Annotated in this window: 24 protein-coding genes; 17 read left to right on the top strand and 7 right to left on the bottom strand. The window is 63.3% G+C overall.

Annotation, left to right across the window (positions count from 1 at the left end; translation table 11 throughout):
• Positions 1-8 precede the first annotated feature (8 nt).
• The 3 genes from BLT03_RS23765 (at position 9) to lolA (ending at position 3,266) form a co-directional block, all read left to right on the top strand.
• On the top strand, positions 9-233 hold the full coding sequence (locus tag BLT03_RS23765) for a hypothetical protein (RefSeq protein WP_139160323.1): 225 nt from the start codon (positions 9-11) through the stop codon (positions 231-233).
• Positions 230-2,572 (top strand): DNA translocase FtsK, encoded by a 2,343-nt coding sequence (locus tag BLT03_RS04935; protein ID WP_092740864.1) that lies wholly within the window; start codon positions 230-232, stop codon positions 2,570-2,572. The genes BLT03_RS23765 and BLT03_RS04935 overlap by 4 nt, the downstream gene beginning before the upstream one ends.
• A gap of 61 nt (positions 2,573-2,633) precedes the next feature.
• Complete coding sequence (gene lolA / locus BLT03_RS04930) at positions 2,634-3,266, top strand: outer membrane lipoprotein periplasmic chaperone LolA (protein ID WP_092740862.1); 633 nt, start codon at positions 2,634-2,636, stop codon at positions 3,264-3,266.
• Between the two features lie 153 nt (positions 3,267-3,419).
• Here the strand turns inward: lolA and BLT03_RS04925 are convergent, their stop codons facing one another.
• Positions 3,420-3,782 (bottom strand): DUF1304 domain-containing protein, encoded by a 363-nt coding sequence (locus BLT03_RS04925; RefSeq protein WP_092740860.1) that lies wholly within the window; start codon positions 3,780-3,782, stop codon positions 3,420-3,422.
• Positions 3,783-4,041: 259 nt separating this feature from the next.
• Between BLT03_RS04925 and BLT03_RS04920 the strand changes: the two genes are divergently transcribed.
• From BLT03_RS04920 to BLT03_RS04900, 5 genes are all read left to right on the top strand, one after another.
• Positions 4,042-5,346: a replication-associated recombination protein A gene (locus BLT03_RS04920; protein WP_092740858.1), complete on the top strand. Its 1,305-nt coding sequence runs from the start codon at positions 4,042-4,044 to the stop codon at positions 5,344-5,346.
• A gap of 526 nt (positions 5,347-5,872) precedes the next feature.
• A complete protein-coding gene (locus BLT03_RS04915; RefSeq protein WP_092740856.1) occupies positions 5,873-6,802 on the top strand; it encodes a branched-chain amino acid ABC transporter permease in 930 nt (309 codons plus the stop codon).
• Positions 6,803-6,815: 13 nt separating this feature from the next.
• Positions 6,816-7,895: an ABC transporter permease subunit gene (locus BLT03_RS04910; RefSeq protein WP_092740854.1), complete on the top strand. Its 1,080-nt coding sequence runs from the start codon at positions 6,816-6,818 to the stop codon at positions 7,893-7,895.
• A gap of 19 nt (positions 7,896-7,914) precedes the next feature.
• Positions 7,915-8,697 (top strand): ABC transporter ATP-binding protein, encoded by a 783-nt coding sequence (locus BLT03_RS04905; RefSeq protein ID WP_092740852.1) that lies wholly within the window; start codon positions 7,915-7,917, stop codon positions 8,695-8,697.
• Between the two features lie 2 nt (positions 8,698-8,699).
• Positions 8,700-9,428, top strand: coding sequence for an ABC transporter ATP-binding protein (locus BLT03_RS04900; RefSeq protein ID WP_092740850.1), 729 nt, complete (start codon positions 8,700-8,702; stop codon positions 9,426-9,428).
• 84 nt (positions 9,429-9,512) lie between these two features.
• Here BLT03_RS04900 and BLT03_RS04895 read toward each other — a convergent pair whose 3' ends face one another.
• Positions 9,513-10,115 (bottom strand): outer membrane beta-barrel protein, encoded by a 603-nt coding sequence (locus tag BLT03_RS04895; RefSeq protein ID WP_092740848.1) that lies wholly within the window; start codon positions 10,113-10,115, stop codon positions 9,513-9,515.
• Positions 10,116-10,409: 294 nt separating this feature from the next.
• Here BLT03_RS04895 and BLT03_RS04890 point away from each other — a divergent pair, with 294 nt between their 5' ends.
• The gene (locus BLT03_RS04890; protein WP_092740846.1) at positions 10,410-11,057 is read left to right on the top strand and encodes a DUF47 domain-containing protein; all 648 of its coding nucleotides are present in this window, start codon (positions 10,410-10,412) and stop codon (positions 11,055-11,057) included.
• Positions 11,058-11,091: 34 nt separating this feature from the next.
• A complete protein-coding gene (locus tag BLT03_RS04885; protein ID WP_092740844.1) occupies positions 11,092-12,102 on the top strand; it encodes an inorganic phosphate transporter in 1,011 nt (336 codons plus the stop codon).
• A 97-nt stretch (positions 12,103-12,199) separates the two neighbouring features.
• On the opposite strand, the gene BLT03_RS04880 is transcribed toward BLT03_RS04885, so the two are convergent.
• Together BLT03_RS04880 and BLT03_RS04875 are read right to left on the bottom strand one after the other, a co-directional pair.
• Positions 12,200-12,646: an NINE protein gene (locus tag BLT03_RS04880; protein WP_092740842.1), complete on the bottom strand. Its 447-nt coding sequence runs from the start codon at positions 12,644-12,646 to the stop codon at positions 12,200-12,202.
• A gap of 10 nt (positions 12,647-12,656) precedes the next feature.
• Positions 12,657-13,178: a GNAT family N-acetyltransferase gene (locus tag BLT03_RS04875; RefSeq protein ID WP_092740840.1), complete on the bottom strand. Its 522-nt coding sequence runs from the start codon at positions 13,176-13,178 to the stop codon at positions 12,657-12,659.
• 124 nt (positions 13,179-13,302) lie between these two features.
• Between BLT03_RS04875 and rpsP the strand changes: the two genes are divergently transcribed.
• The 7 genes from rpsP to BLT03_RS04840 all read left to right on the top strand — a co-directional run bounded on the left by rpsP (position 13,303) and on the right by BLT03_RS04840 (position 18,602).
• A complete protein-coding gene (gene rpsP / locus BLT03_RS04870) occupies positions 13,303-13,554 on the top strand; it encodes a 30S ribosomal protein S16 (protein ID WP_092740838.1) in 252 nt (83 codons plus the stop codon).
• A gap of 86 nt (positions 13,555-13,640) precedes the next feature.
• A complete protein-coding gene (rimM, locus tag BLT03_RS04865) occupies positions 13,641-14,213 on the top strand; it encodes a ribosome maturation factor RimM (RefSeq protein WP_092740836.1) in 573 nt (190 codons plus the stop codon).
• Between the two features lie 52 nt (positions 14,214-14,265).
• Positions 14,266-15,033: a tRNA (guanosine(37)-N1)-methyltransferase TrmD gene (gene trmD, locus BLT03_RS04860; RefSeq protein WP_092741095.1), complete on the top strand. Its 768-nt coding sequence runs from the start codon at positions 14,266-14,268 to the stop codon at positions 15,031-15,033.
• Positions 15,034-15,145: 112 nt separating this feature from the next.
• A complete protein-coding gene (gene rplS / locus BLT03_RS04855; RefSeq protein WP_092740834.1) occupies positions 15,146-15,547 on the top strand; it encodes a 50S ribosomal protein L19 in 402 nt (133 codons plus the stop codon).
• Positions 15,548-15,632: 85 nt separating this feature from the next.
• Entirely contained in the window at positions 15,633-16,361 is a 729-nt protein-coding gene (locus BLT03_RS04850; protein ID WP_175537662.1) for a CoA pyrophosphatase, read from the top strand.
• A gap of 65 nt (positions 16,362-16,426) precedes the next feature.
• Entirely contained in the window at positions 16,427-17,404 is a 978-nt protein-coding gene (locus BLT03_RS04845) for a CobD/CbiB family protein (protein WP_092740830.1), read from the top strand.
• A gap of 82 nt (positions 17,405-17,486) precedes the next feature.
• Positions 17,487-18,602 (top strand): hypothetical protein, encoded by a 1,116-nt coding sequence (locus BLT03_RS04840; protein WP_175537661.1) that lies wholly within the window; start codon positions 17,487-17,489, stop codon positions 18,600-18,602.
• A 25-nt stretch (positions 18,603-18,627) separates the two neighbouring features.
• On the opposite strand, the gene rsgA is transcribed toward BLT03_RS04840, so the two are convergent.
• The 3 genes from rsgA to BLT03_RS04825 are packed head-to-tail and all read right to left on the bottom strand — an operon-like array spanning position 18,628 to position 21,275.
• Positions 18,628-19,602 (bottom strand): ribosome small subunit-dependent GTPase A, encoded by a 975-nt coding sequence (rsgA, locus tag BLT03_RS04835; RefSeq protein WP_092740827.1) that lies wholly within the window; start codon positions 19,600-19,602, stop codon positions 18,628-18,630.
• A gap of 18 nt (positions 19,603-19,620) precedes the next feature.
• Positions 19,621-19,959, bottom strand: coding sequence for a 4a-hydroxytetrahydrobiopterin dehydratase (locus BLT03_RS04830; RefSeq protein ID WP_092740825.1), 339 nt, complete (start codon positions 19,957-19,959; stop codon positions 19,621-19,623).
• Positions 19,956-21,275 (bottom strand): M48 family metallopeptidase, encoded by a 1,320-nt coding sequence (locus tag BLT03_RS04825; RefSeq protein ID WP_245711245.1) that lies wholly within the window; start codon positions 21,273-21,275, stop codon positions 19,956-19,958. The genes BLT03_RS04830 and BLT03_RS04825 overlap by 4 nt, the downstream gene beginning before the upstream one ends.
• Positions 21,276-21,277 lie beyond the last annotated feature (2 nt).

The following is a 21,277-nucleotide window of genomic DNA, read 5'->3' as shown; positions in this document are numbered from 1 at the left end:
GAAGGTAAATGTTTGTTGCGCCCGCGGCCGGGCTGAAATGGCAGATGTGGCCGCGACCGCGGAGTATCAACCCGCAGGCGCAGGCGAAAGGCGCCGCTTTTTCAATCGCGCCCATTGTAAGAAGCGATCAAGAATCGCTGGAGAAGCCGGGCGGCGGGGCAGGGCGTTTCACCGCTTTCGTGGCGCATGCCGCGCAATGCGCATCGGGTAAGCTTGGCCGCGCACTTTTATGACCTATTCCCTCAATACCCTCAACGCTTCCGCGGGCAAATCGCCACCCCGCAGCGGAGCAGCCCGTTTCGGCCACGAGATCAGCCTGGTGCTGGGTCTGGTGGCGCTGGTTTTCTGGCTCCTGGCCCTGGCCACCTATTCCGGGCAGGACGCTGCCTGGTCCACCTCCGGCGTGGGCGACGGCCGCCTGATGGCCAACTGGGCAGGCCGCTTCGGGGCCTGGCTGGCGGACAGCAGCTATTTCGCGCTCGGTTTCTCCGTCTGGTGGTGCGTGGCCGCAGCGATGCGGGCCTGGATCGCTTCGCTGGCGCGCTGGATGCGCGGCGGCGAAGACGCCTCCGCCAACGCGCACAGCCCGATGGTGCGCCGCGCCATGTTCTGGGGAGGCCTCGTGCTGCTGATGGCGGCCAGCACCGGGCTCGAATGGTCCCGGCTGTACCGGCTGGAATCCCTGCTGCCGGGTCACGCCGGTGGCGCGATCGGCTACATCACCGGGCCTGCCGGCGTGAAGTGGCTGGGCTTTACAGGCTCGGGGCTGGTGGGCGTGATCCTGGTGGTGGTGGGCGCGGCGCTGGTGTTCCGTTTTTCCTGGGGCCATGTCGCCGAGCGGCTTGGCGGGCGCATCGATGCGCTGGTGCAGTTTGGCCGCGCCAAGCGCGAAAAAGCCAAGGACGTGGCCGTGGGCAAGCGTGCTGCGCGCGAGCGCGAAGAAGTGGTGCTGGAAGAGCGCCATGAGGTCGAGCAGCACCATCCGCAGCCCGTGCAGATCATCGAGCCGGTGCTGTCCGATGTGCCCCAGAGCGCCCGCGTGGTGAAAGAGCGGCAAAAGCCGTTGTTCACCGAAATGCCCGACAGCCGCCTGCCGCAGGTCGATCTGCTGGACGGCCCGCCCGCACAGCGCCAGGAGACGGTTTCTCCCGAAACCCTGGAGATGACCAGCCGCCTGATCGAGAAGAAGCTGAAGGATTTCGGCGTGGAAGTGCGGGTCGTCGCCGCCATGCCCGGCCCGGTCATCACCCGCTACGAGATCGAGCCCGCCACGGGCGTGAAGGGCTCGCAGATCGTCGGCTTGGCGAAGGACCTGGCGCGTTCGCTGTCGCTCGTCTCCATCCGCGTGATCGAGACGATTCCGGGCAAGAACTTCATGGCGCTGGAACTGCCCAATGCCAAGCGCCAGTCGATCCGGCTGTCCGAAATTCTCGGCTCTCACGTGTACCACGAGGGCAAGAGCATGCTCACGATGGGCCTTGGTAAGGACATCGTGGGCAACCCTGTGGTGGCCGACCTGGCCAAGATGCCGCACGTGCTGGTGGCCGGCACGACCGGTTCGGGCAAGTCGGTGGGGATCAACGCGATGATCCTTTCGCTGCTCTACAAGGCTGAGGCGCGCGATGTGCGCCTGCTCATGATCGATCCGAAGATGCTGGAAATGTCGGTCTACGAAGGCATTCCGCACCTGCTGGCGCCCGTGGTCACCGACATGAAACAGGCGGCCCACGGCTTGAACTGGTGCGTGGCCGAAATGGAGCGCCGCTACAAGCTCATGAGCAAGCTGGGCGTGCGCAACCTGGCCGGCTACAACGTGAAGATCGACGAGGCCAAGGCCCGCGAGGAATTCATCTACAACCCCTTCAGCCTGACGCCCGAAGAGCCCGAGCCGCTGCAGCGCCTGCCGCACATCGTGGTGGTGATCGACGAGCTGGCCGACCTGATGATGGTGGTCGGCAAGAAGATCGAAGAGCTGATCGCCCGGCTGGCGCAAAAAGCCCGCGCGGCCGGCATCCACCTGATCCTGGCCACGCAACGCCCCAGCGTGGACGTGATCACCGGCCTCATCAAGGCCAACATTCCCACCCGCATCGCCTTTCAGGTGAGCAGCAAGATCGACAGCCGGACCATCCTGGACCAGATGGGCGCCGAAGCCCTGCTGGGGATGGGCGACATGCTCTACATGGCCAGCGGCACCGGACTGCCCGTGCGTGTGCACGGCGCCTTCGTGTCCGATGAGGAAGTGCACCGCGTGGTGAGCTACCTCAAGAGCCAGGGCGAGCCCGACTACATCGACGGCGTGCTCGAAGGCGGCACGGTCGATGGTGAAGACGGTGCGCTCGGCGACGCGGACGGCAATGGGGGCGAAAAAGACCCCATGTACGACCAGGCGGTGGAGGTGGTGCTGAAAGACCGCAAGGCCAGCATTTCGTACGTGCAGCGCAAGCTGCGCATCGGCTACAACCGCTCCGCCCGCCTGCTCGAGGACATGGAAAAGGCCGGCCTGGTGAGCGGCCTGACCACCAGCGGCCAGCGCGAAGTGCTGGTGCCCGCACGCGGCGCCGCCGAATGAACACAGCCCGCACCGACGTTCCCGTCAACGCTCCCGCTTTCGTCCCTGCGACCGAGACCCCATGAAAAAACTGATCCTCACTGCCCTGATCGCCGCCGCCGCCCAGTGCGCCAGCGCGGACGGCCTCCAAAGCCTCGAATCCTTCATGAAGGGCGCCGCAGCCGGCCGCGCCGACTTCACGCAGACCGTCACCTCGCCGCCCAAAGACGGCGAGACGGCCCGCACCAAGACGTCGAGCGGCACCTTCGAATTCCAGCGCCCGGGGCGCTTTCGCTTCGCCTACAAGAAGCCGTTCGAGCAGACCATCGTGGCGGACGGCAAGACGCTGTGGCTCTACGACGCCGACCTGAACCAGGTCACCCAGCGCTCGCAGTCGCAGGCCCTGGGCACGACGCCTGCCGCACTGCTGGCCTCGGCGCCCGACCTGCAGGCGCTGCGTGCCGATTTCACGCTGGAATCCGTGCCCGAGCAGGACGGCCTGCAATGGGTGCTGGCCACTCCGAAGGCCAAGGACGGGCAGCTCAAGAGCGTGCGCGTGGGCTTTCGCGGCGAGCAACTGGCGGCGCTCGACATTCTGGACAGCTTCGGCCAGCGTTCGGCCATCCGCTTCAACAACGTGCAGTCGAGCCCATCGCTGCCGGCATCCACCTTCGAATTCAAGCCGCCAGCGGGTGCGGACGTGGTCCGGCAGTAAAGCGGCAATGCTTTTGCGCGGCAATGGATCAGCAGTTGGTTGCTATAAATTTCATAGCATACTACCGTTGATTTTATTGCGCTGGAGGCCTAAAAGGCTTTAAATCCGCCAGGGGCGTGTCACCGCGGCGATGGCGCCGCGGCGTGGCCTTTCTCAACGTCCGGCCAGCAGCACCAGTGCCAGGCCCACCGCCGCCGGAATGGCCTGGATGAACAGGATTTTCCGGGCCGCCGTGGCAGCGCCGTACAGGCCCGCCACCAGCACGCACACCAGGAAGAACACCTTCACCCCAAAGCCGGCATCGCCCAGCCACAGGCCCCAGAAGAGTCCGGCTGCCAGGAAACCGTTGTACAGCCCCTGGTTGGCCGCCAGCACTTTGGTAGCGGCTGCCCGCTCGGGCGTTTGCCGGAAGGCACGCAGGCCGGCGGGCTTGTCCCACAGGAACATCTCCAGCACCAGGATGTAGACGTGGAGCAGGGCGATCAGGGCGACGACGGCATTGGCAGCGATGGACATGGGGGTCTCCTCCTCAGGTGTTGGAATGGTTGGTGCGCCGCATTGTGCGGGATATTCCCGTGACCGCACTGGGGCGAAGCGCCGGTCGTCGCTGGCGCAGAATCATCACCCGGCTAACCTGCGGTCAGTGAGGGCATAGGCTGGCCATTGCCGTTATCTGCTCGGTGCCCAGTCCTTCGCTGGCAAGACTCGATGCCGCGCCCGCTGAGCCCTCATCGATCCCTTCATTCCACAACCTTCCTCGTTGACCTCCAAATCCATGGCCGATCTGTTTTCCACTGCCCCCACCGCACCGCTGGCCGAAGCCCTGCGCCCGGCCAGCCTGGACGAGGTCATCGGCCAATCGCACCTGATCGGTGCAGGCCGCCCGCTGCGGCTGGCGTTCGAGTCGGGCAAGCCGCATTCGATGATCCTCTGGGGCCCGCCCGGCGTGGGCAAGACCACGCTGGCGCGGCTCACGGCCAGTGCCTTTGGTTATGAATTCATCGCGCTGTCGGCCGTGTTCTCGGGGGTGAAGGAAATCCGTGCGTCGATGGAGCAGGCCGAACACAACCTGGCACTGGGCAAGAAGACCATCCTGTTCGTCGATGAAATCCACCGCTTCAACAAGAGCCAGCAGGACGGCCTGCTGCCCTTCGTGGAGTCCGGCCTGGTGACCTTCGTGGGCGCGACCACCGAGAACCCGTCGTTCGAAGTCAATTCGGCGCTGCTGTCACGGGCACAGGTCTATGTGCTTCAGGCGTTGAACGACGACGAGCTGAAGCAACTGGTGCGTCGCGCGCAGGAGAAAGTGCTCACCCACATGCAACTGGACGACGCGGCGGTCGATACCCTGGTGGGCTATGCCGACGGCGATGCGCGGCGCCTGCTGAATCTGGTCGAGCAGACCGACACCGCTGCGCGCGCTGCCGGCGTGCAGCAGGTGGATGCGGCTTTCCTGGAGAGCGCGCTGACCCTCAACGCGCGGCGCTTCGACAAAGGCGGCGACAACTTCTACGACCAGATTTCGGCACTGCACAAGTCGGTGCGCGGATCGCACCCCGATGCGGCGCTGTACTGGCTCAGCCGCATGCTGGATGGCGGTGCGGATGCGCGGTATCTCTCGCGCCGCATCGTTCGCATGGCCTGGGAAGACATCGGCCTGGCAGATCCGCGGGCCATGCAGATCGCCAACGACGCAGCGCTCACTTACGAACGGCTGGGTTCGCCCGAGGGCGAACTGGCGCTGGCCCAGGCCGTGATCTACCTGGCCGTGGCGCCCAAGAGCAACGCGGGCTACATGGCCTACAACCAAGCCAAGGCGTTCATCAAAAAAGACAAGTCGCGCGAGGTGCCCAACCATCTGCGCAACGCGCCCACCAAGCTCATGAAGGAGCTGGGCCATGGCAAGGCCTACCGTTATGCGCACGACGAACCGGGTGGGTATGCCGCAGGCGAAACATACCTGCCCGAAGGCATGCCCGAGCCCGGCTGGTACCAGCCCGTTCCGCGCGGCCTGGAGGCCAAGATCGCCGACAAGCTCTCGCAACTGCGGCAGCTGGACCGGGAAGCCGATAGCGAGTGAGAGGAGGCGGGCCGCGCCGCCACTGCCGACGACACGAGATGGCGGGGCGCTTGGCTGCTATTTTTTACCAACTGGTTGAATATCAGGCCGGCGTCTGAATGCCGCATGGCGATTCTTGCGGTGCCAATATCGTCCGGCATGCGTTTGCCGGGAATGGGCATACCGCCCGTTACCGTTTGGGCGCTTAAACCGGTTTTGCGAGGCAGGCGATGTTTTACAACGAGTCAAACCGCGCATAAACCAAAGGTCAAGCGCTGCCGTCAGACATCGTATAAGTCATCGCCGGCAATCCTGCTGCTGCATCACAACGGCTAATGCACGGGGCGCCCCGCTGATGGGGTTCTCGTCCAAGGGAAAACCCCGCCAAACGTGCTAAAGGCACGGGGATTCAACTGGCTACAATCCCGTCCACCAAACCCGCACAGCTTTGCTCCTGGCGGGTTTTTTGCTAGGTGGCACTCGGGCTCACGAGGCAGTGCCGATTCCGGCCTGCAAAGTGCGCGCGTTACAAACGAAGGACTTTTTTATGGACATCTTGCTGCAGCAGATCATCAACGGTCTGGTACTCGGCAGCATGTACGCCTTGATAGCCTTGGGCTACACAATGGTGTACGGCATTATTCAGCTGATTAACTTTGCCCACGGAGAAGTGCTGATGATCGGCGCTCTCACCAGTTGGAGTTGTATCGGCCTCATGCAAGAGGCCATGCCCGGCGCACCGGGCTGGGTCATTCTTCTGCTGGCGACGATCATTGCCTGCGTCGTGGCCGCCGCCCTGAACTTCGTCATCGAAAAAGTCGCCTACAAGCCGCTGCGCAGCAGCCCGCGCCTGGCTCCCCTGATCACCGCCATCGGCATGTCGATCCTGCTGCAGACGCTGGCCATGATCATCTGGAAGCCGAACTACAAGCCGTATCCCACGTTGCTGCCTACGACGCCGTTCCAGGTCGGCGGCGCGGTGATCACTTCTACCCAGGTGCTCATCCTGAGCGTGACGGTGGTGGCACTGGCCTCGCTGGTGTATCTGGTGAACTACACGAAGCTCGGCCGCGCGATGCGCGCCACGGCGGAAAACCCCCGCGTGGCCTCCCTGATGGGCGTGAAGCCCGACATGGTGATCTCGGCGACCTTCATCATCGGCGCCATCCTGGCGGCCATCGCCGGCATCATGTACGCCTCCAACTACGGAACCGCACAGCACACCATGGGCTTCCTGCCCGGCCTCAAGGCCTTCACGGCAGCGGTGTTCGGCGGCATCGGCAACCTCGCCGGCGCCGTGGTGGGCGGCATCCTGCTGGGGCTGATCGAGGCGATCGGCTCGGGCTACATCGGCACCCTGACGGGCGGCCTGCTGGGCAGCCACTACACCGACATCTTTGCATTCATCGTGCTCATCATCATCCTCACGCTGCGCCCCTCGGGCCTGCTGGGCGAGCGTGTGGCCGATCGCGCCTGAGGAACCCATTTCCATGAAGCACAACAAACCCGCACAGTGGATCGTCGGCGGCATCGCGCTGCTGCTGCTTCCCTTCATGCTGCAGTATTTCGGCAACGCCTGGGTGCGCATCGCCGACCTGGCCCTGCTGTATGTCCTGCTGGCCCTGGGCCTGAACATCGTGGTCGGCTACGCCGGCCTGCTGGATCTGGGCTACGTGGCGTTCTACGCCGTGGGCGCCTATCTGTTCGCCTTGATGGCGTCGCCGCATCTGTCGGAAACCTTCGCCTCATTCGCGGCCATGTTCCCCAACGGGTTGCATACCTCGCTATGGCTCGTCATACCGCTCGCGGCCTTGGTGGCCGCAATATTTGGGGCGGTGCTGGGGGCTCCCACGCTCAAGCTGCGCGGGGACTACCTGGCCATCGTGACGCTGGGCTTCGGCGAAATCATCCGCATCTTCCTGAACAATCTGGACCATCCCGTCAACCTGACCAATGGCCCCAAGGGCATCGGGCAGATCGATTCGGTGAAGGTCTTCGGGCTGGACCTGGGCAAGCGGCTGGAGGTGTTCGGCTTCGACATCTCTTCGGTCACGCTGTATTACTACCTGTTCCTCGTGCTGGTGGTGCTGAGCGTCATCATCTGCTATCGCCTCCAGGATTCGCGCATCGGCCGAGCCTGGATGGCCATCCGTGAAGACGAGATCGCCGCCAAGGCCATGGGCATCAACACCCGCAACATGAAGCTGCTGGCCTTCGGCATGGGCGCTTCGTTCGGCGGCGTCTCCGGCGCCATGTTCGGTGCGTTCCAAGGCTTCGTGTCGCCCGAATCGTTCAGCCTGATGGAGTCGGTCATGATCGTCGCCATGGTGGTGCTGGGCGGCATCGGCCACATCCCCGGCGTGATCCTGGGTGCCGTGCTGCTGTCGGCCCTGCCTGAAGTGCTGCGCTACGTGGCCGGCCCGCTGCAGGCCATGACCGACGGCCGCCTCGACTCCGCCATCCTGCGCCAACTGCTGATCGCACTGGCCATGATCATCATCATGCTGCTGCGTCCCCGCGGCCTGTGGCCCGCGCCCGACCACGGCAAGAGCCTGACGCAAAAGACCTGAACAGCACTGAAAGTTAGAAATGGCAGAGAAATCCAACGATGTGGTGCTGAAGGTCGCCGGCATTTCCAAGCGCTTCGGCGGCTTGCAAGCCCTCTCCGACGTCGGCATCACCATTGAACGGGGTCAGGTCTATGGCCTGATCGGTCCCAACGGCGCCGGCAAGACCACGTTCTTCAACGTGATCACCGGCCTGTACACGCCCGACAGCGGCAGCTTCGAACTGGCCGGCAAGCCCTACCAGCCCACGGCCGTGCATGAAGTGGCGAAAGCGGGCATTGCCCGCACGTTCCAGAACATCCGCCTCTTCGCCGAAATGACGGCGCTGGAGAACGTGATGGTCGGACGCCACATCCGCACCAAGTCGGGGCTGCTGGGCGCCGTGCTGCGCACCAAGGCCTTCAAGGCGGAGGAGTCCGCGATCGCGCGCCGTGCGCAGGAGCTGCTCGACTATGTGGGCATCGGCAAGTTCGCCGACTACAAGGCGCGCACCTTGAGCTACGGCGACCAGCGCCGCCTGGAGATCGCCCGCGCTCTCGCGACCGACCCGCAGCTGATCGCGCTCGACGAGCCTGCCGCCGGCATGAACGCCACCGAGAAGGTGCAGCTGCGCGAGTTGATCGACCGCATCCGCAACGACAACCGCACCATCTTGCTCATCGAGCACGACGTGAAGCTGGTGATGGGCCTGTGCGACCGCGTCACGGTGCTCGACTACGGCAAGCAGATCGCCGAAGGCACGCCTGCCACCGTGCAGAAGAATGAAAAAGTGATTGAGGCCTACCTGGGCACCGGAGGACATTGAGAATGGCCGAAAAATCCAACAACGTGTTGCTCAAGGTCTCGGGCCTGAAGGTGGCATACGGCGGTATCCAGGCCGTGAAGGGTGTGGACTTCGAGGTGCGCGAGGGGGAGCTGGTATCGCTGATCGGCTCCAACGGTGCCGGCAAGACGACCACCATGAAAGCCATCACGGGCACGCTGCCCTTTGCCGATGGCGACATCGAATACCTGGGCCACAGCATCCGGGGCAAGGGGGCCTGGGACCTGGTGAAGCAAGGCCTCGTGATGGTGCCGGAAGGCCGGGGCGTGTTCGCGCGCATGACCATCACCGAGAACCTGCAGATGGGCGCCTACATCCGCAACGACAAGGCCGGCATCGCTGCCGACATCGAGAAGATGTTCACCATCTTCCCGCGCCTGCGCGAGCGCAAGGACCAGCTGGCCGGCACCATGTCCGGCGGCGAGCAGCAGATGCTGGCGATGGGCCGTGCGCTCATGAGCCAGCCCAAGGTGCTGCTGCTGGACGAGCCCTCCATGGGCCTGTCTCCGATCATGGTCGACAAGATCTTCGAGGTGGTGCGCGACGTGTACGCCCTGGGCGTGACCATCGTTCTGGTGGAGCAGAACGCCAGCCGTGCGCTGGCGCTGGCCGACCGCGGCTATGTGATGGAGTCGGGCCTCATCACCATGACGGGCCCGGGCCAGCAACTGCTGAGCGATCCGCGCGTGCGCGCCGCCTACTTGGGCGAGTGAGCCGACACTGCCGCCGCGCGGTTTCGCCGGCGCATGAAAAAAGGGCCTCGCGGGGCCCTTTTTCTTTGTGCGAAATCAATGGGTTCAGTAACGGTACTGGACACCCACCGTGGTCATGTCCACATCCGATTTGCCATCGGCAAAATTCATGCGGTGGCGTTCCCATTCGACCACGGCCGCCCACTGCGGGTTGAAGGCCCAGCGCACGCCGGCGCCGTACGACAGGCCAAAGCCGTTGTCGTCGCCCGTCGTGACGCCGAAGCCCGGATTGCCCGAGGTCTTGGTGCGCCCGTACGTCGTACCGACCTTGCCGAACACGTCGAATTGCTCGCTCAGCGGCAGGCGGCCGACCAGGCTGAGGTTCAGGCCCTGGGCCTTGGTTTCGCCGCCCACGCGGGTGGCATTGCCGAAGTTGAGGTAGCCGAACTCGATCCCGAAATTCTGGTTGAAGTAGCCGCCGGTGTAGATCTTCCAGGCGGTGTCGGTGTCGTCGAACGAGAAGCCACCCGTGCCGCTGCGCAGGTCGTACTTGGACTGGCCGCCGCTCAGGCCGACATAGCCTTGCTGCGTGCTGGGAATGAACGAGTCGCGGTTGGACGATGCGCGATTGGCCGGTTGCGCCTGGGCTGCAACGGCGCCGAACGCCAGCGCGAGAACGCACGGAAGAACGCGAAGCGTGGTTTTCATGGGGAAATCCTTTGGCATGGAAGCGTGAAATAGGAAGGGCGGATGCGTCTGAACAGGTGCGGGTCAGGATCAGGGACTGCCGATTCAATGTAAGACGCACCTTTTGGGTGCCCTGTGGGCTGGAATGCGCGATGCCTGTAGGAGTCGCCTGACGCATGGCTTACACGCTAGGTCCGGCCTTTGCGTCAGGGCCACGCAGGCCGCGCGGTTAAACTCCCGCCTTTCGCAAAGTGTCATCGTCCTGTCACATCCGTGGCATCGTCCGGCGATGGGTGTGTTTGTTCAGGAGTCCGCATGTTTTTTGGAAAGCTGTTGCCCCGAGAGGGCAATTTTTTCGAGATGTTCAATCAGCATGCTGACCGCATCGTCGAGGCCGCCCGCGCGTTTTCTCAGCTGGTCGCTAATTACAACGATCCGCACCTGCGTGACAAATACAACCAGGACGTGGACAACGCCGAGCGCGCTGCAGACCGCGTGACCCATGAGGTCAACCGCTCGCTGCACAAGACCTTCATCACGCCCATCGACCGCGAACAGATCCATTCGCTCATCAACACGATGGACGACGTGGCCGATCTGATCCAGGACTCGGCCGAGACCATGGCGCTGTACGACGTGCGCCATATGACCGAAGAAATCACCCGCCTGACCGACATCAGCCTCAAGTGCTGCGAGCGCGTGCGCGATGCGGTCAAGCTGCTGGAGAAGATTGCCGACCCGGCCGTGGCCGAGGCTGCGCTCAAGACCTGCGAAGAGATCGACCGGCTGGAAGGCGATGCCGACCGCGTCATGCGCAGCGCCATGAGCAAGCTGTTCCGCGAGGAGCCCGATGTGCGGGAGGTGCTCAAGCTCAAGGCCATTTATGAGCTGCTGGAAACCATCACCGACAAGTGCGAGGACGTGGCCAACCACATCGAGGGCATCATCCTCGAGAACTCCTGATCCCGGCCTGCCAAGAAGAAACACGCTCTAACGCATGGAAACCGTCCAAACCGCCCTGTGGGTCGTGATGCTCCTGGTGGCGCTGGCCATCCTGTTCGACTTCATGAACGGGTTTCACGATGCCGCCAACTCCATCGCCACCGTGGTCTCCACCGGGGTGCTCAAGCCGACGCAGGCCGTCCTCTTCGCTGCGTTCTTCAACGTCATCGCCATCTTCATTTTCCACTTGAGCGTGGCCGCCACCATCGGCAAGGGCATCGTCCAGCCCGGGGTGGTGGACACGCACGTGATCTTCGGGGCCCTGGTGGGCGCGATCACTTGGAACGTCATCACCTGGTACTACGGCATTCCCAGCAGCTCCTCGCACGCCCTCATCGGCGGCATCGTGGGCGCAGTCATTGCGAAGGCAGGGGCCGGGGCGTTGCTGTCGGCGGGCATCCTGAAGACGGTGGCCTTCATCTTCGTCTCGCCGCTGCTCGGGTTTCTGTTGGGCTCGCTGATGATGGTGGCGGTCGCCTGGATCTTTCGCCGGTCGCGGCCGAGCAAGGTGGACAAGTGGTTTCGCCGGCTGCAATTGATATCGGCCGGTGCCTACAGCCTGGGCCACGGCGGCAACGACGCGCAAAAAACCATCGGAATCATCTGGCTGCTGCTGATCGCCACGGGCTATGCGTCTGCCTCTGACACCTCTCCGCCCACCTGGACCATCGTGGCGTGCTATCTGGCCATCGGGCTGGGCACCATGTTCGGCGGCTGGCGCATCGTCAAGACCATGGGGCAGAAGATTACGAAGCTCAAGCCGGTCGGCGGCTTCTGTGCGGAAACGGGCGGGGCGATGACGCTGTTCATCGCAACGGCGCTCGGCATTCCGGTCTCCACCACCCACACCATCACGGGCGCCATCGTCGGCGTGGGTTCCACCCAGCGGGCCAGTGCGGTGCGCTGGGGCGTGGCGGGCAACATCGTCTGGGCCTGGATCTTGACCATCCCGGCCAGCGCGTTCGTGGCCGCCATCGCGTACTGGGTCAGCCTGCAGCTCTACTGATCGGTCGTGATTCCAGGTTGAGAGGGCCTGCTATATTTTTTATAGCTGCTACCGCAATATTCTCTAGGGCGCGGGGCACTTTTGATGCCCAACTCCACTATTGGGAAATCTTGCGGGCTTCCTCGATCTGGTACTCGAAATAGCGCTGAAAGCTGAAGGCCAGGCTGGCCATCAGCACGGCGGTGCCCACGAGCAGCGACAGCGCAATGGCAAAAATGGTGAACCAGTGCGTGCGCCCGGGCGCTGCTTCGGGTGATGCGGCCGGATTGAAGCGGGCGTTCCATTTCTCAGGCGTCATCAAGCCATACAGGATGGCGCGCAGTGCGCAGCCTGCGATGGTGAAACCCAGCAGCGGAATGAGCAGCCAGCTTGCGTGGTCATCCTGTCCCATTTCCTGCACCCGCTGGATGCCGTAGATCCCCAGCGCCGTGGGGATGGGCAGCAGCCAGCCCACCATGTCCGACAGGCCATGCAGATAGAAGCGGTGCAATCCCAGAGGCCCACCAACGAAGGCCAGCCAGGCGGCGATGGTTTTGTTCTTCATTGCCGGCCGATCATTCTGGCGATGTGGTGTCGCCTGCCCCCAGCGGCTTTTCCATGAGCACGATGTCACGCCAGGCGCCGAATTTCCACCCCACCGAGCGCATCACGCCGACTTCGGCGAAGCCGGCCGCCCGGTGCACCCCGATGGAGCCCGCGTTGGCGGAATCGCCGATCACCGCGAGCAACTTGCGAACGCCGGCCGCTTCCGCCTGCAGTGCCAGCGCATCCAGGAGTTTGCGGCCTATGCCCATGCCCCGGGCGGCATCAGCCACGTAAATGGAGTCCTCCGCCGAGAAGCGGTAGGCCGGGCGTGGCTTGAACCAGTTGGCGTAGGCGAATCCGAGAATCTGGCCATCCTTTTCCGCCACGATGTAAGGCAACCCGCGGGACAGCACGTCTGAGCGGCGGCCGGCCATGTCGGATTCCGTCGGCGGATCCACCTCGAAAGTGCCCGTGCCATGCAGCACATGGTGTTGGTAAATGGCGGTAATGGCGGCGATATCTTCGGTGCGGCTGTCGCGGATAGTGGGCATGTTCGATGAAGTGGCTATAATCGCGGGCTTTGCAGCGTGTCGCTGGCCGGGTGGCCATGTCGCGTGTCTCAAACGCAGCAAAAAACCATGCAGCTTTACGCTGCGACCACCCGAAGGATTCATTATGGTCGTTATTCGACTCTCCCGCGGCGGCTCCAAAGGTCGTCCGTTCTTCAACATCGTCGTGGCCGACAAGCGCGTGCGCCGCGATGGCCGATTCATCGAGCGCCTGGGTTTTTACAACCCTACGGCCAAGGAAAGCGAAGAAGGCCTGCGCATTGCGCAAGACCGTCTGACCTACTGGCAAAGCGTGGGCGCACAGTCGTCGCCCACCGTGGACCGTCTGATCAAGCAGGCTGCCAAGAAGGCTGCCTGATCCGCGTCCTCCGGACAAAAGGCGGGTTCCGTTGGTTTTGCTGACGGACCCCGCCTTTTTTCTTTTTTGAAATCCTGTTGCACACCATGCCTAACCTCCCCGTTCTTGAGCCTGCCGAATTGCCGCCCGACGCGGTGGAGATCGGCCGTATTGCCGATGCCTGGGGTGTGAAGGGCTGGTTCAAGGTGATGGCATACAGTGCCGACCCCGAAGCGCTGTTTTCGTCCAAGCGCTGGTATCTGCAGCCCAGCGAGAAGGGCGCCAAGAGCTTTTTCGAAGGCACCGTGGTGCTGGCGGTGCGACAGGCGCGCGAGCACTCCGACACGGTCGTGGCCTCTGCGCAGGGTGTGGACGATCGGGATGCCGCCGAGGCGCTGCGCGGTGCGCGCATCTTCGTGCCTCGCTCGAGTTTTCCAACGGCTGCGGAAGACGAGTATTACTGGGTTGATCTGATCGGTCTTGCAGTGGTCAATCGCGAGGGTACCGCCTTGGGGAACGTGCGCGAACTGCTGTCCACCGGCCCGCAAACCACCTTGGTGCTTGCTTATGAGCATGAGGGCAAGGAGCAAGAGCGAATGATTCCGTTCGTCTCTGCTTTCATCGACAAGGTGGAGTTGTCCGAGCGCCGAATCACCGTCGACTGGCAGCCTGACTATTGAGTTGGATTGAGAAATCCGGGCCGTTGACCTGTCTGTGTTTGCGCCCATCACCATGCGTTTCGACGTCATCACTCTATTTCCTGAACTGTTCGCCCCCTTTCTGGTGAGCGGCGTGACGCGGCGCGCCTATGCGTCGGGCCAGGTCGAGGTGCGGTTGTGGAATCCGCGCGACCATGCCGAAGGTAATTACCGCCGTGTGGACGATCGGCCTTTCGGTGGCGGGCCCGGCATGGTGATGATGGCCGAGCCTTTGGCGCGATGCCTGGCGGCCATCCGTGCAGACCGGGCGGAAGATGCTGAGCACCAGGCGCCGCTGGTTCTGTTCTCACCGATCGGTCGGGTCCTCGACCACGCGGGCGTGACCTGCTGGTCCGGCAGTGCAGGGGCTGTTTTGCTGTGTGGCCGCTATGAAGGCATCGATCAGCGATTCATCGATGCGCATGTGCAGATTCAGCTCAGCCTGGGTGACTTCGTGCTGTCTGGCGGCGAAATCCCTGCCATGGCGCTGCTGGATGCGGTGGCGCGGCTGCAGCCGGGTGTGCTGAACGACGAAGGCAGCCACCAGTTCGACAGCTTCAACGAGGCCCTGGATGGGTTGCTTGACTGTCCGCATTACACCCGCCCCGAAGAATGGAGCGGCCTGAAGGTTCCCGCTCCGCTGCTGTCGGGGCACCATGTCCAGATCGAGCGCTGGCGGCGGGATCAACGCCTGGCCATTACCGCCGAGCATCGCCCGGAACTCATCGAGGTCGCGCGCGCGCAGGGATTGTTGGGCAAGGCCGACGAAGCTTTTTTGGCAAAAAACGGCAGCTTGCTATAATCGTGGGCTTTTCGATCCTCTGGCCGGCCGCTTTCGCCTTTCGCTGCGAAAGCACCTCCGTCAATCCCGACGCTTGCCAATCTTGGCGCGGACATGATCGTTGGATGCAAACATGAATCTGATCCAGACTCTCGAGCAGGAAGAAATCGCCCGCTTGAACAAGACCATCCCCGAATTCTCTCCTGGCGACACCGTCATCGTGAGCGTGAACGTGGTGGAAGGTACCCGCAAGCGCGTGCAGGCTTACGAAGGCGTGGTGATCGCCAAGCGCAATCGCGGCCTGAACAGCGGCTTCACGGTGCGCAAGATCTCCAGCGGAGAAGGCGTGGAGCGTACGTTCCAGACCTACAGCCCGCTGATCGCCAACATCGAAGTCAAGCGCCGCGGCGATGTGCGCCGTGCCAAGCTGTACTACCTGCGTGAACGCAGTGGCAAGTCGGCACGTATCAAGGAAAAGCTGCCTTCGCGTGTCAAGCAAGCAGCGGCACCCGCTGCGGCTGCTACCGCCGCATAAGGCACTTCGCGATCTGCCCCCAAGCCGCTACAGCGCATGCCGTAGCGGCTTTTTCTTTGGCCGCCCAATTGCTGGGCTCGCACCCATGACGCAGCCACTCTTACCGTCTTCCGCGATGCCGTCGGTGATCGCGCCACTTTCCACCCTGCCGCAGTTCGACCCGCGCCAGGTGCCTGTCCTGGGACTGGACTCTCATCTGCCGGTGGTTCCTGCCGCTGCACAAACAGCCGAGGCGCTGCGCCGCCGATTCGCCTCGCCGCCAGCGTGGACGCCGGAAGTCGTGCACGAACGTGCCTTGACCGACCGCCCGCTGCGGCATGCAGCCGTGCTGATACCGATCGTGATGCGCGAGCGCCCCATGGTTTTGCTGACGGAGCGCACCGTGCATTTGTCGACGCATTCGGGGCAGGTGGCCTTTCCCGGCGGAAGTGCCGATCCGGAAGACGCAAATCCCGCCGCCACCGCGTTGCGGGAGGCGTGGGAAGAGGTGGGGTTGGAGGCGCAGTACGTAGAGGTCCTGGGTGAGCTGGCGACCTACCGCACAGGCACAGGGTTCAGCATCACGCCCGTCGTCGCGCTGGTGCACCCAGAGTGCACGTTCCATCCCAATGCCTACGAGGTGGCAGAGCTCTTCGAGGTGCCGCTGGATTATTTGCTCGATCCAGCACACCACCGGCGCCATGCGTTCGAATGGGAAGGAGTCGTCCGTGAATGGTTTTCCATGCCGTATGAGGACGGGGCCGGCAAGACCCATTTCATCTGGGGTGCGACGGCGGGCATGCTGCGCAATTTCTACCGGTTCATGTTGGCCTGATCTCCGGTTATTTTCCGCATGAATGGCCGGCCGCGTGCTGAACCGGGCCGCTATCATTGCCCACCATGAGTTTCTTTGCCATCCTGTTCGCGTTGCTCATCGAGCAGGCACGCCCTCTGGCGCGCAGCAACCCCATTCACGCGGGTGTTCGCGCGTGGGCACTGTCGATCAGCCGCAACTTCGATGCGGGCAAATCCCATCACGGATGGGTGGCATGGGCGCTTGCGGTACTGGTTCCCTCGCTGGCCGTGCTGGCGGTGCATTGGCTGCTGTTCTACGGAATTGGCTGGCCTGCCGCAGTGGTCTGGAACGTTGCGGTGCTCTACGTCACTCTCGGCTTTCGCCAGTTCAGCCACCACTTCACCAACATTCGCGATGCGCTGGAAGAGCGCGACGAGGACAGTGCGCGGGCGCGGCTGGCCGCCTGGCAGCAGGTCGATGTCGGGCAACTGCCGCGCAGCGAAATCGTGCGGCACGTGGTCGAGTATTCCGTCATCGCCGCGCACCGCCATGTCTTCGGCGTCCTGGCTTGCTTTTCAGTGCTGGCAGCCTTGGGGATGGGCCCGACGGGCGCGGTCCTGTATCGGCTGGCTGAATTCGTCTCCCGTTACTGGAAGGCCGGCAGTCCACACCCTGCCAGCGCTTCGCTGCAGCGCGCGTCGGCCCAGTCCTGGACCGTGATCGACTGGCTGCCTGCCCGTCTGACAGCACTCAGCTTTGCCGTGGTGGGTAGCTTCGAAGAGGCCATTGATGGCTGGCGCTTCCATGCCCAGCGATTTCCGAATGACAACGATGGCGTCGTGCTTGCCGCGACGTCCGGTGCCATCAACGTGAGGTTGGGCGGAGAGGCGCTGCGTGCCAAGGTGGACCCGCTATCGCCTGCCGGCTTCGACGGTGAGATCGAAGCCGCGGGCAGCGATGTCACGCCGGGCCGCGAGCCGGAAGTTGGGCACCTGCGCAGCGTGGTGGGCCTGGTGTGGCGCTCAGTCGTGGTGTGGATGCTGCTGCTGGCCCTGCTCACCCTGGCGCGCCTTCTGGGTTGATTGCGCCGGTTCACTGCTTTGACGCTTGAATAGGCCAAGCGATTTACTTATTCGCAGGCTCAGCAAGCCGCCCGTTGTCCCATTGGCCTGCACACAGGCTCTGAGAGCACTCCCCATGACGCGATCCGACTCCCTTTCTCATGAACCGCTCAACCAGGAAGTAGCTGCGGCTGCCTCGCGCTTTTGGGCCTCTGTCCTGGCTGAGCAGACCGAACTGCAGGGATTGGAGTCCGTTCTGTTCATGGAGCGGCTCAATGTCTTGCTGGAGCCCTGCGTGCCGGGCGTGACCGTCGAGGTGGCAGGCGCGGGTAAAGAGGGCGCCGTCGAAGGGGCGCGGCTCGTGTTCACAGCCCACGGCAGTGCCGAGCGGTTTGCCGATGTCCAGGCGCTGACGAACCACGCGCCACCGCAATTGCCATGGCGGGTGGAGGCTTTCCGCCAGAGAATGCCCGGCGGTTTCGGCATGCGCATGGATGGGTTCGATTTGGCCACCCATGAATTGCTGGTGCGCGTGGGGCAGATCGACGGGCGCATTGCTTTGGCGCTCGCGTTTTCCAAGCCGGTGCCCATGGACCTGCAGGACCATGCGCGGCACATGGCGTTCATCCTGCTCGATCACATGCTCGGCGAGTACGACTTTTCAGTGAAGGTGGGCGTCGTGGAGTTCGAAGCCGACGGGGTCAGCGATGACGCAGGCTTCGAAAACTGGGAGCCTGCGACGCTGGATGACAGCGTGGCACGCATCGATACTTTCTGGCGGGACACCCTGGGCCGCACGGCCATCTATCCGGCAGAGCCGGTGCGCTGGGCGGCGCTTGAGGGGCGTGACGGCAATGGCGACCCGATCATGGCGCAGGTCAACCTGAGCGCCAATGCATTGGTGGCTCGTGCAGATTTTGGATGGAGAGTCCAGGCGAGCCTCCCCGCGAATGACAAGTCCGCGCTGCAACAGGCACAGGATTTCGAAGATGCCTGGGTCGGCGCTGCCACGATGTACCAGCAAGGCATTTGCAGTCACATTGTGTTGAGGGGCGGCACGCGCGTCGTGCACTGCTACGTCACCAATGCCGATCATGCGCTGGAGGCGGCACGCCGTGCCGCAGAAGGTTTGCCTGGCATGGAAGCGCCCGTGCTGGAAGCCCAGCACGAGCCGGCATGGAGCGATTACCTGACGTGGTACGTGGAATGCCGTGACTGATCTGGCACTTGCAGATGGCTGCAGATCACCAGTGCCGATGCTCGCTCAATTCGGCAAATAGATTGCTATAAATTTGATAGCGATTGGCGCTGATGGAACCTGCGCCAGAGCGCGATTCGCCTTGTAGTCCATCCACATGCGCCATCACGGCGCAGCCGGGCTCGTGCAGGTGAGTGCAGTTATAGAACTTGCAGTCCTGGGCATACAGGCCAATATCAGGCATGTATCGCGGCAGATCGGCCGGACCGATATGGTGCAGGCCGAATTCCTGGAAACCTGGCGAGTCGATGAGGGCGGTTTGCCGCTCTTCGTCGACCCAATACCACGTCGTCGTGGTCGTCGTGTGCTTGCCGGAGTTGAGTGCTTGCGAAATCTCACCCGTGAGCGCGGTCGCGCCCGGTACCAACAGGTTGATCAGTGTGCTTTTGCCAGCACCTGACGGCCCGAGCACCAGCGTGGTTTTGCCGGCCAGGCGTTCCATCAGCGCCGCCTTGTCGACCTCGCCCGATTCGGACAATGACAGTGGCATTACCCCATAGTGGTGGCCGTCCGCTTTGTTCCCGCCCATGTGCCGATAGGGCAGCAGGCGCTCCCAGGCGCGTGCGAAGGGCTCAACCAAATCGCTCTTGTTCAGGGCAATGATGGGCGTGATCTGCTCGGCTTCCGCTGCGATGAGCGCCCGGGCAAGCTGGCTTTCCGAAAACACCGGCTCGGCGGCGATCAGGATCAAGACCTGATCGAGGTTGGCCGCAAAGGATTTGGTGCGAATTTCGTCTTGCCGGTAAAACAGGTTCCGGCGTTCCTTGACCTTCTCGATGGTGCCCTCATCACCCTGGCCGGGCGGGGCCGCCTGCCAAAGAACATGGTCTCCCACCACCGCCTGGCTTTTCTTTCCGCGGGGGTGGCAGATGCGGCGCTGGCCGTCGGGCGACTCGACAAGGCAGTGCCGGCCATGGCTGGCCACCACCAGTCCGTCAAACAGGGCGCTGCGCTCAGCCATGGCGGGCTTTGGAACGGGTCATGCGGCCAGCAAGGCGTCAAAGCGCGATGCACATTCGATGTCGGTGGCCGAGATGCCGTTCACATCATGCGTGTTCAGGCGCACGACGCAGCGGTTGTAGTGCACGGACAGGTCGGGATGGTGGTCCTGCGCATTGGCAACGAAAGCGACCGCGTTGACGAACGAAATGGTCTCGTAGTAATCGGCGAAACGGTAGGTCTTCTCGATCGCCACGTCGGCGCCATCGCCGGTCAATTTCCAGCCTTCGAGATCGGCGAGTTTTGCGACGATTTCAGTGGCCGTCAGTGCACGCCGGGTTTGCGTGGACCAGTCTTTTTTAGGAAGCATCGAAGTCATGGTGTCAGGGCCAGATTGGGCATGCGCGCCAGCCGTTCGGTGGCGGGCGGATGCGAGTAGTAGAACTTCACGTACACCGGGTCGGGCGTGAGGGTGGAGGCATTGTCTTCATACAGCTTGAGCAACGCTGTGGCGAGATCGCTACCGTTGGTCTGGGCCACCGCATAGGCATCTGCCTCGAACTCGTGGCGGCGTGACAGCTGTGCGAACAATGGGGAAATGAAGAACGTGAACACCGGTACGGCAAGAAGGAAGAGCAGCAGTGCCAAGGCATCGTTGGGTGCAGAACCTGCGACGCCTTCGAGCGACAGGTTGGGTAGCACGCCCAGGCCGGTGTAAAACCAGCCTTTCGTGGAAAGCCAGCCTAACAGCGCAAAGCCCGCCAGGCTCAGCGCGAACAGGCTCACGATGCGTTTGACGATGTGGCGGTGCTTGAAATGGCCCAGTTCATGGGCCAACACGGCTTCGACCTCGCCAGGAGACAACTGCCGCAGCAAGGTGTCGTAGAAAACCACGCGCTTGGCCGCGCCGAACCCTGTGAAATAGGCGTTGGCATGTGCGCTGCGGCGGCTGCCGTCCATCACGAAAAGGCCTTTAGCTGCAAAGCCGCAGCGCTGCATCAGGGCCGTGACGCGGGCCTTCAGAGACTCGTCTTCCAGCGGCTGAAACTTGTTGAACAGCGGCGCGATGAAGATCGGGTACACCACCATGAGCAACAGGTTGAAGCCCATCCAGGCGCCCCAAGCCCAGAGCCACCACAAAGGGCCAGCGGCTCCCATCAGCCACAGGATCAGCGCCGCGATCGGCAGGCCGATGGCCGCACCCATCAGACTGGACTTGGCCAAATCTGCAAGCCACAGGCGGGGCGTCATCTGGTTGAAGCCAAAGCGCTGTTCGATCACGAAGGTCTGGTAAAGCGTGGCGGGCAGATCGATCAAGCCGCTGATGACCGCAAACGCGGCCAGCAATGCGAGTTGCTGCACCATTCCCCCGTCCAGGAGGTTCAGCAAGAACTGGTTCAATGCATCCAGGCCACCCAGCAACGTCCATCCCAGCAGCACGGCAGCGCCCAGCGCCATTTCCAGCAGGCCGAAACGCGCCTTGGTGATGGTGTAGTCAGCGGCTTTCTGATGCGCGGCGAGCGGTATGCGGTGGGCAAAAGCGGCGGGTACGGCATTGCGATGCCGCGCCACGTGGCGGATCTGGCGCGATGCCAGCCAAAACCGGAGTACGAGTCCGGCCACGAGGAAGACGGCGAACACCAGCGTGAGCAGGGTCGAAGGCGCCAGCAGCGCGGAAGGGGCAGGGATGGGCATGT

This window comes from Paracidovorax valerianellae, assembly GCF_900102625.1.
Lineage (GTDB): Bacteria > Pseudomonadota > Gammaproteobacteria > Burkholderiales > Burkholderiaceae_C > Paracidovorax > Paracidovorax valerianellae.
The sequence above is the reverse complement of the archived record's forward strand: the minus strand, read 5'-3'. Positions and strand labels throughout refer to the sequence as shown.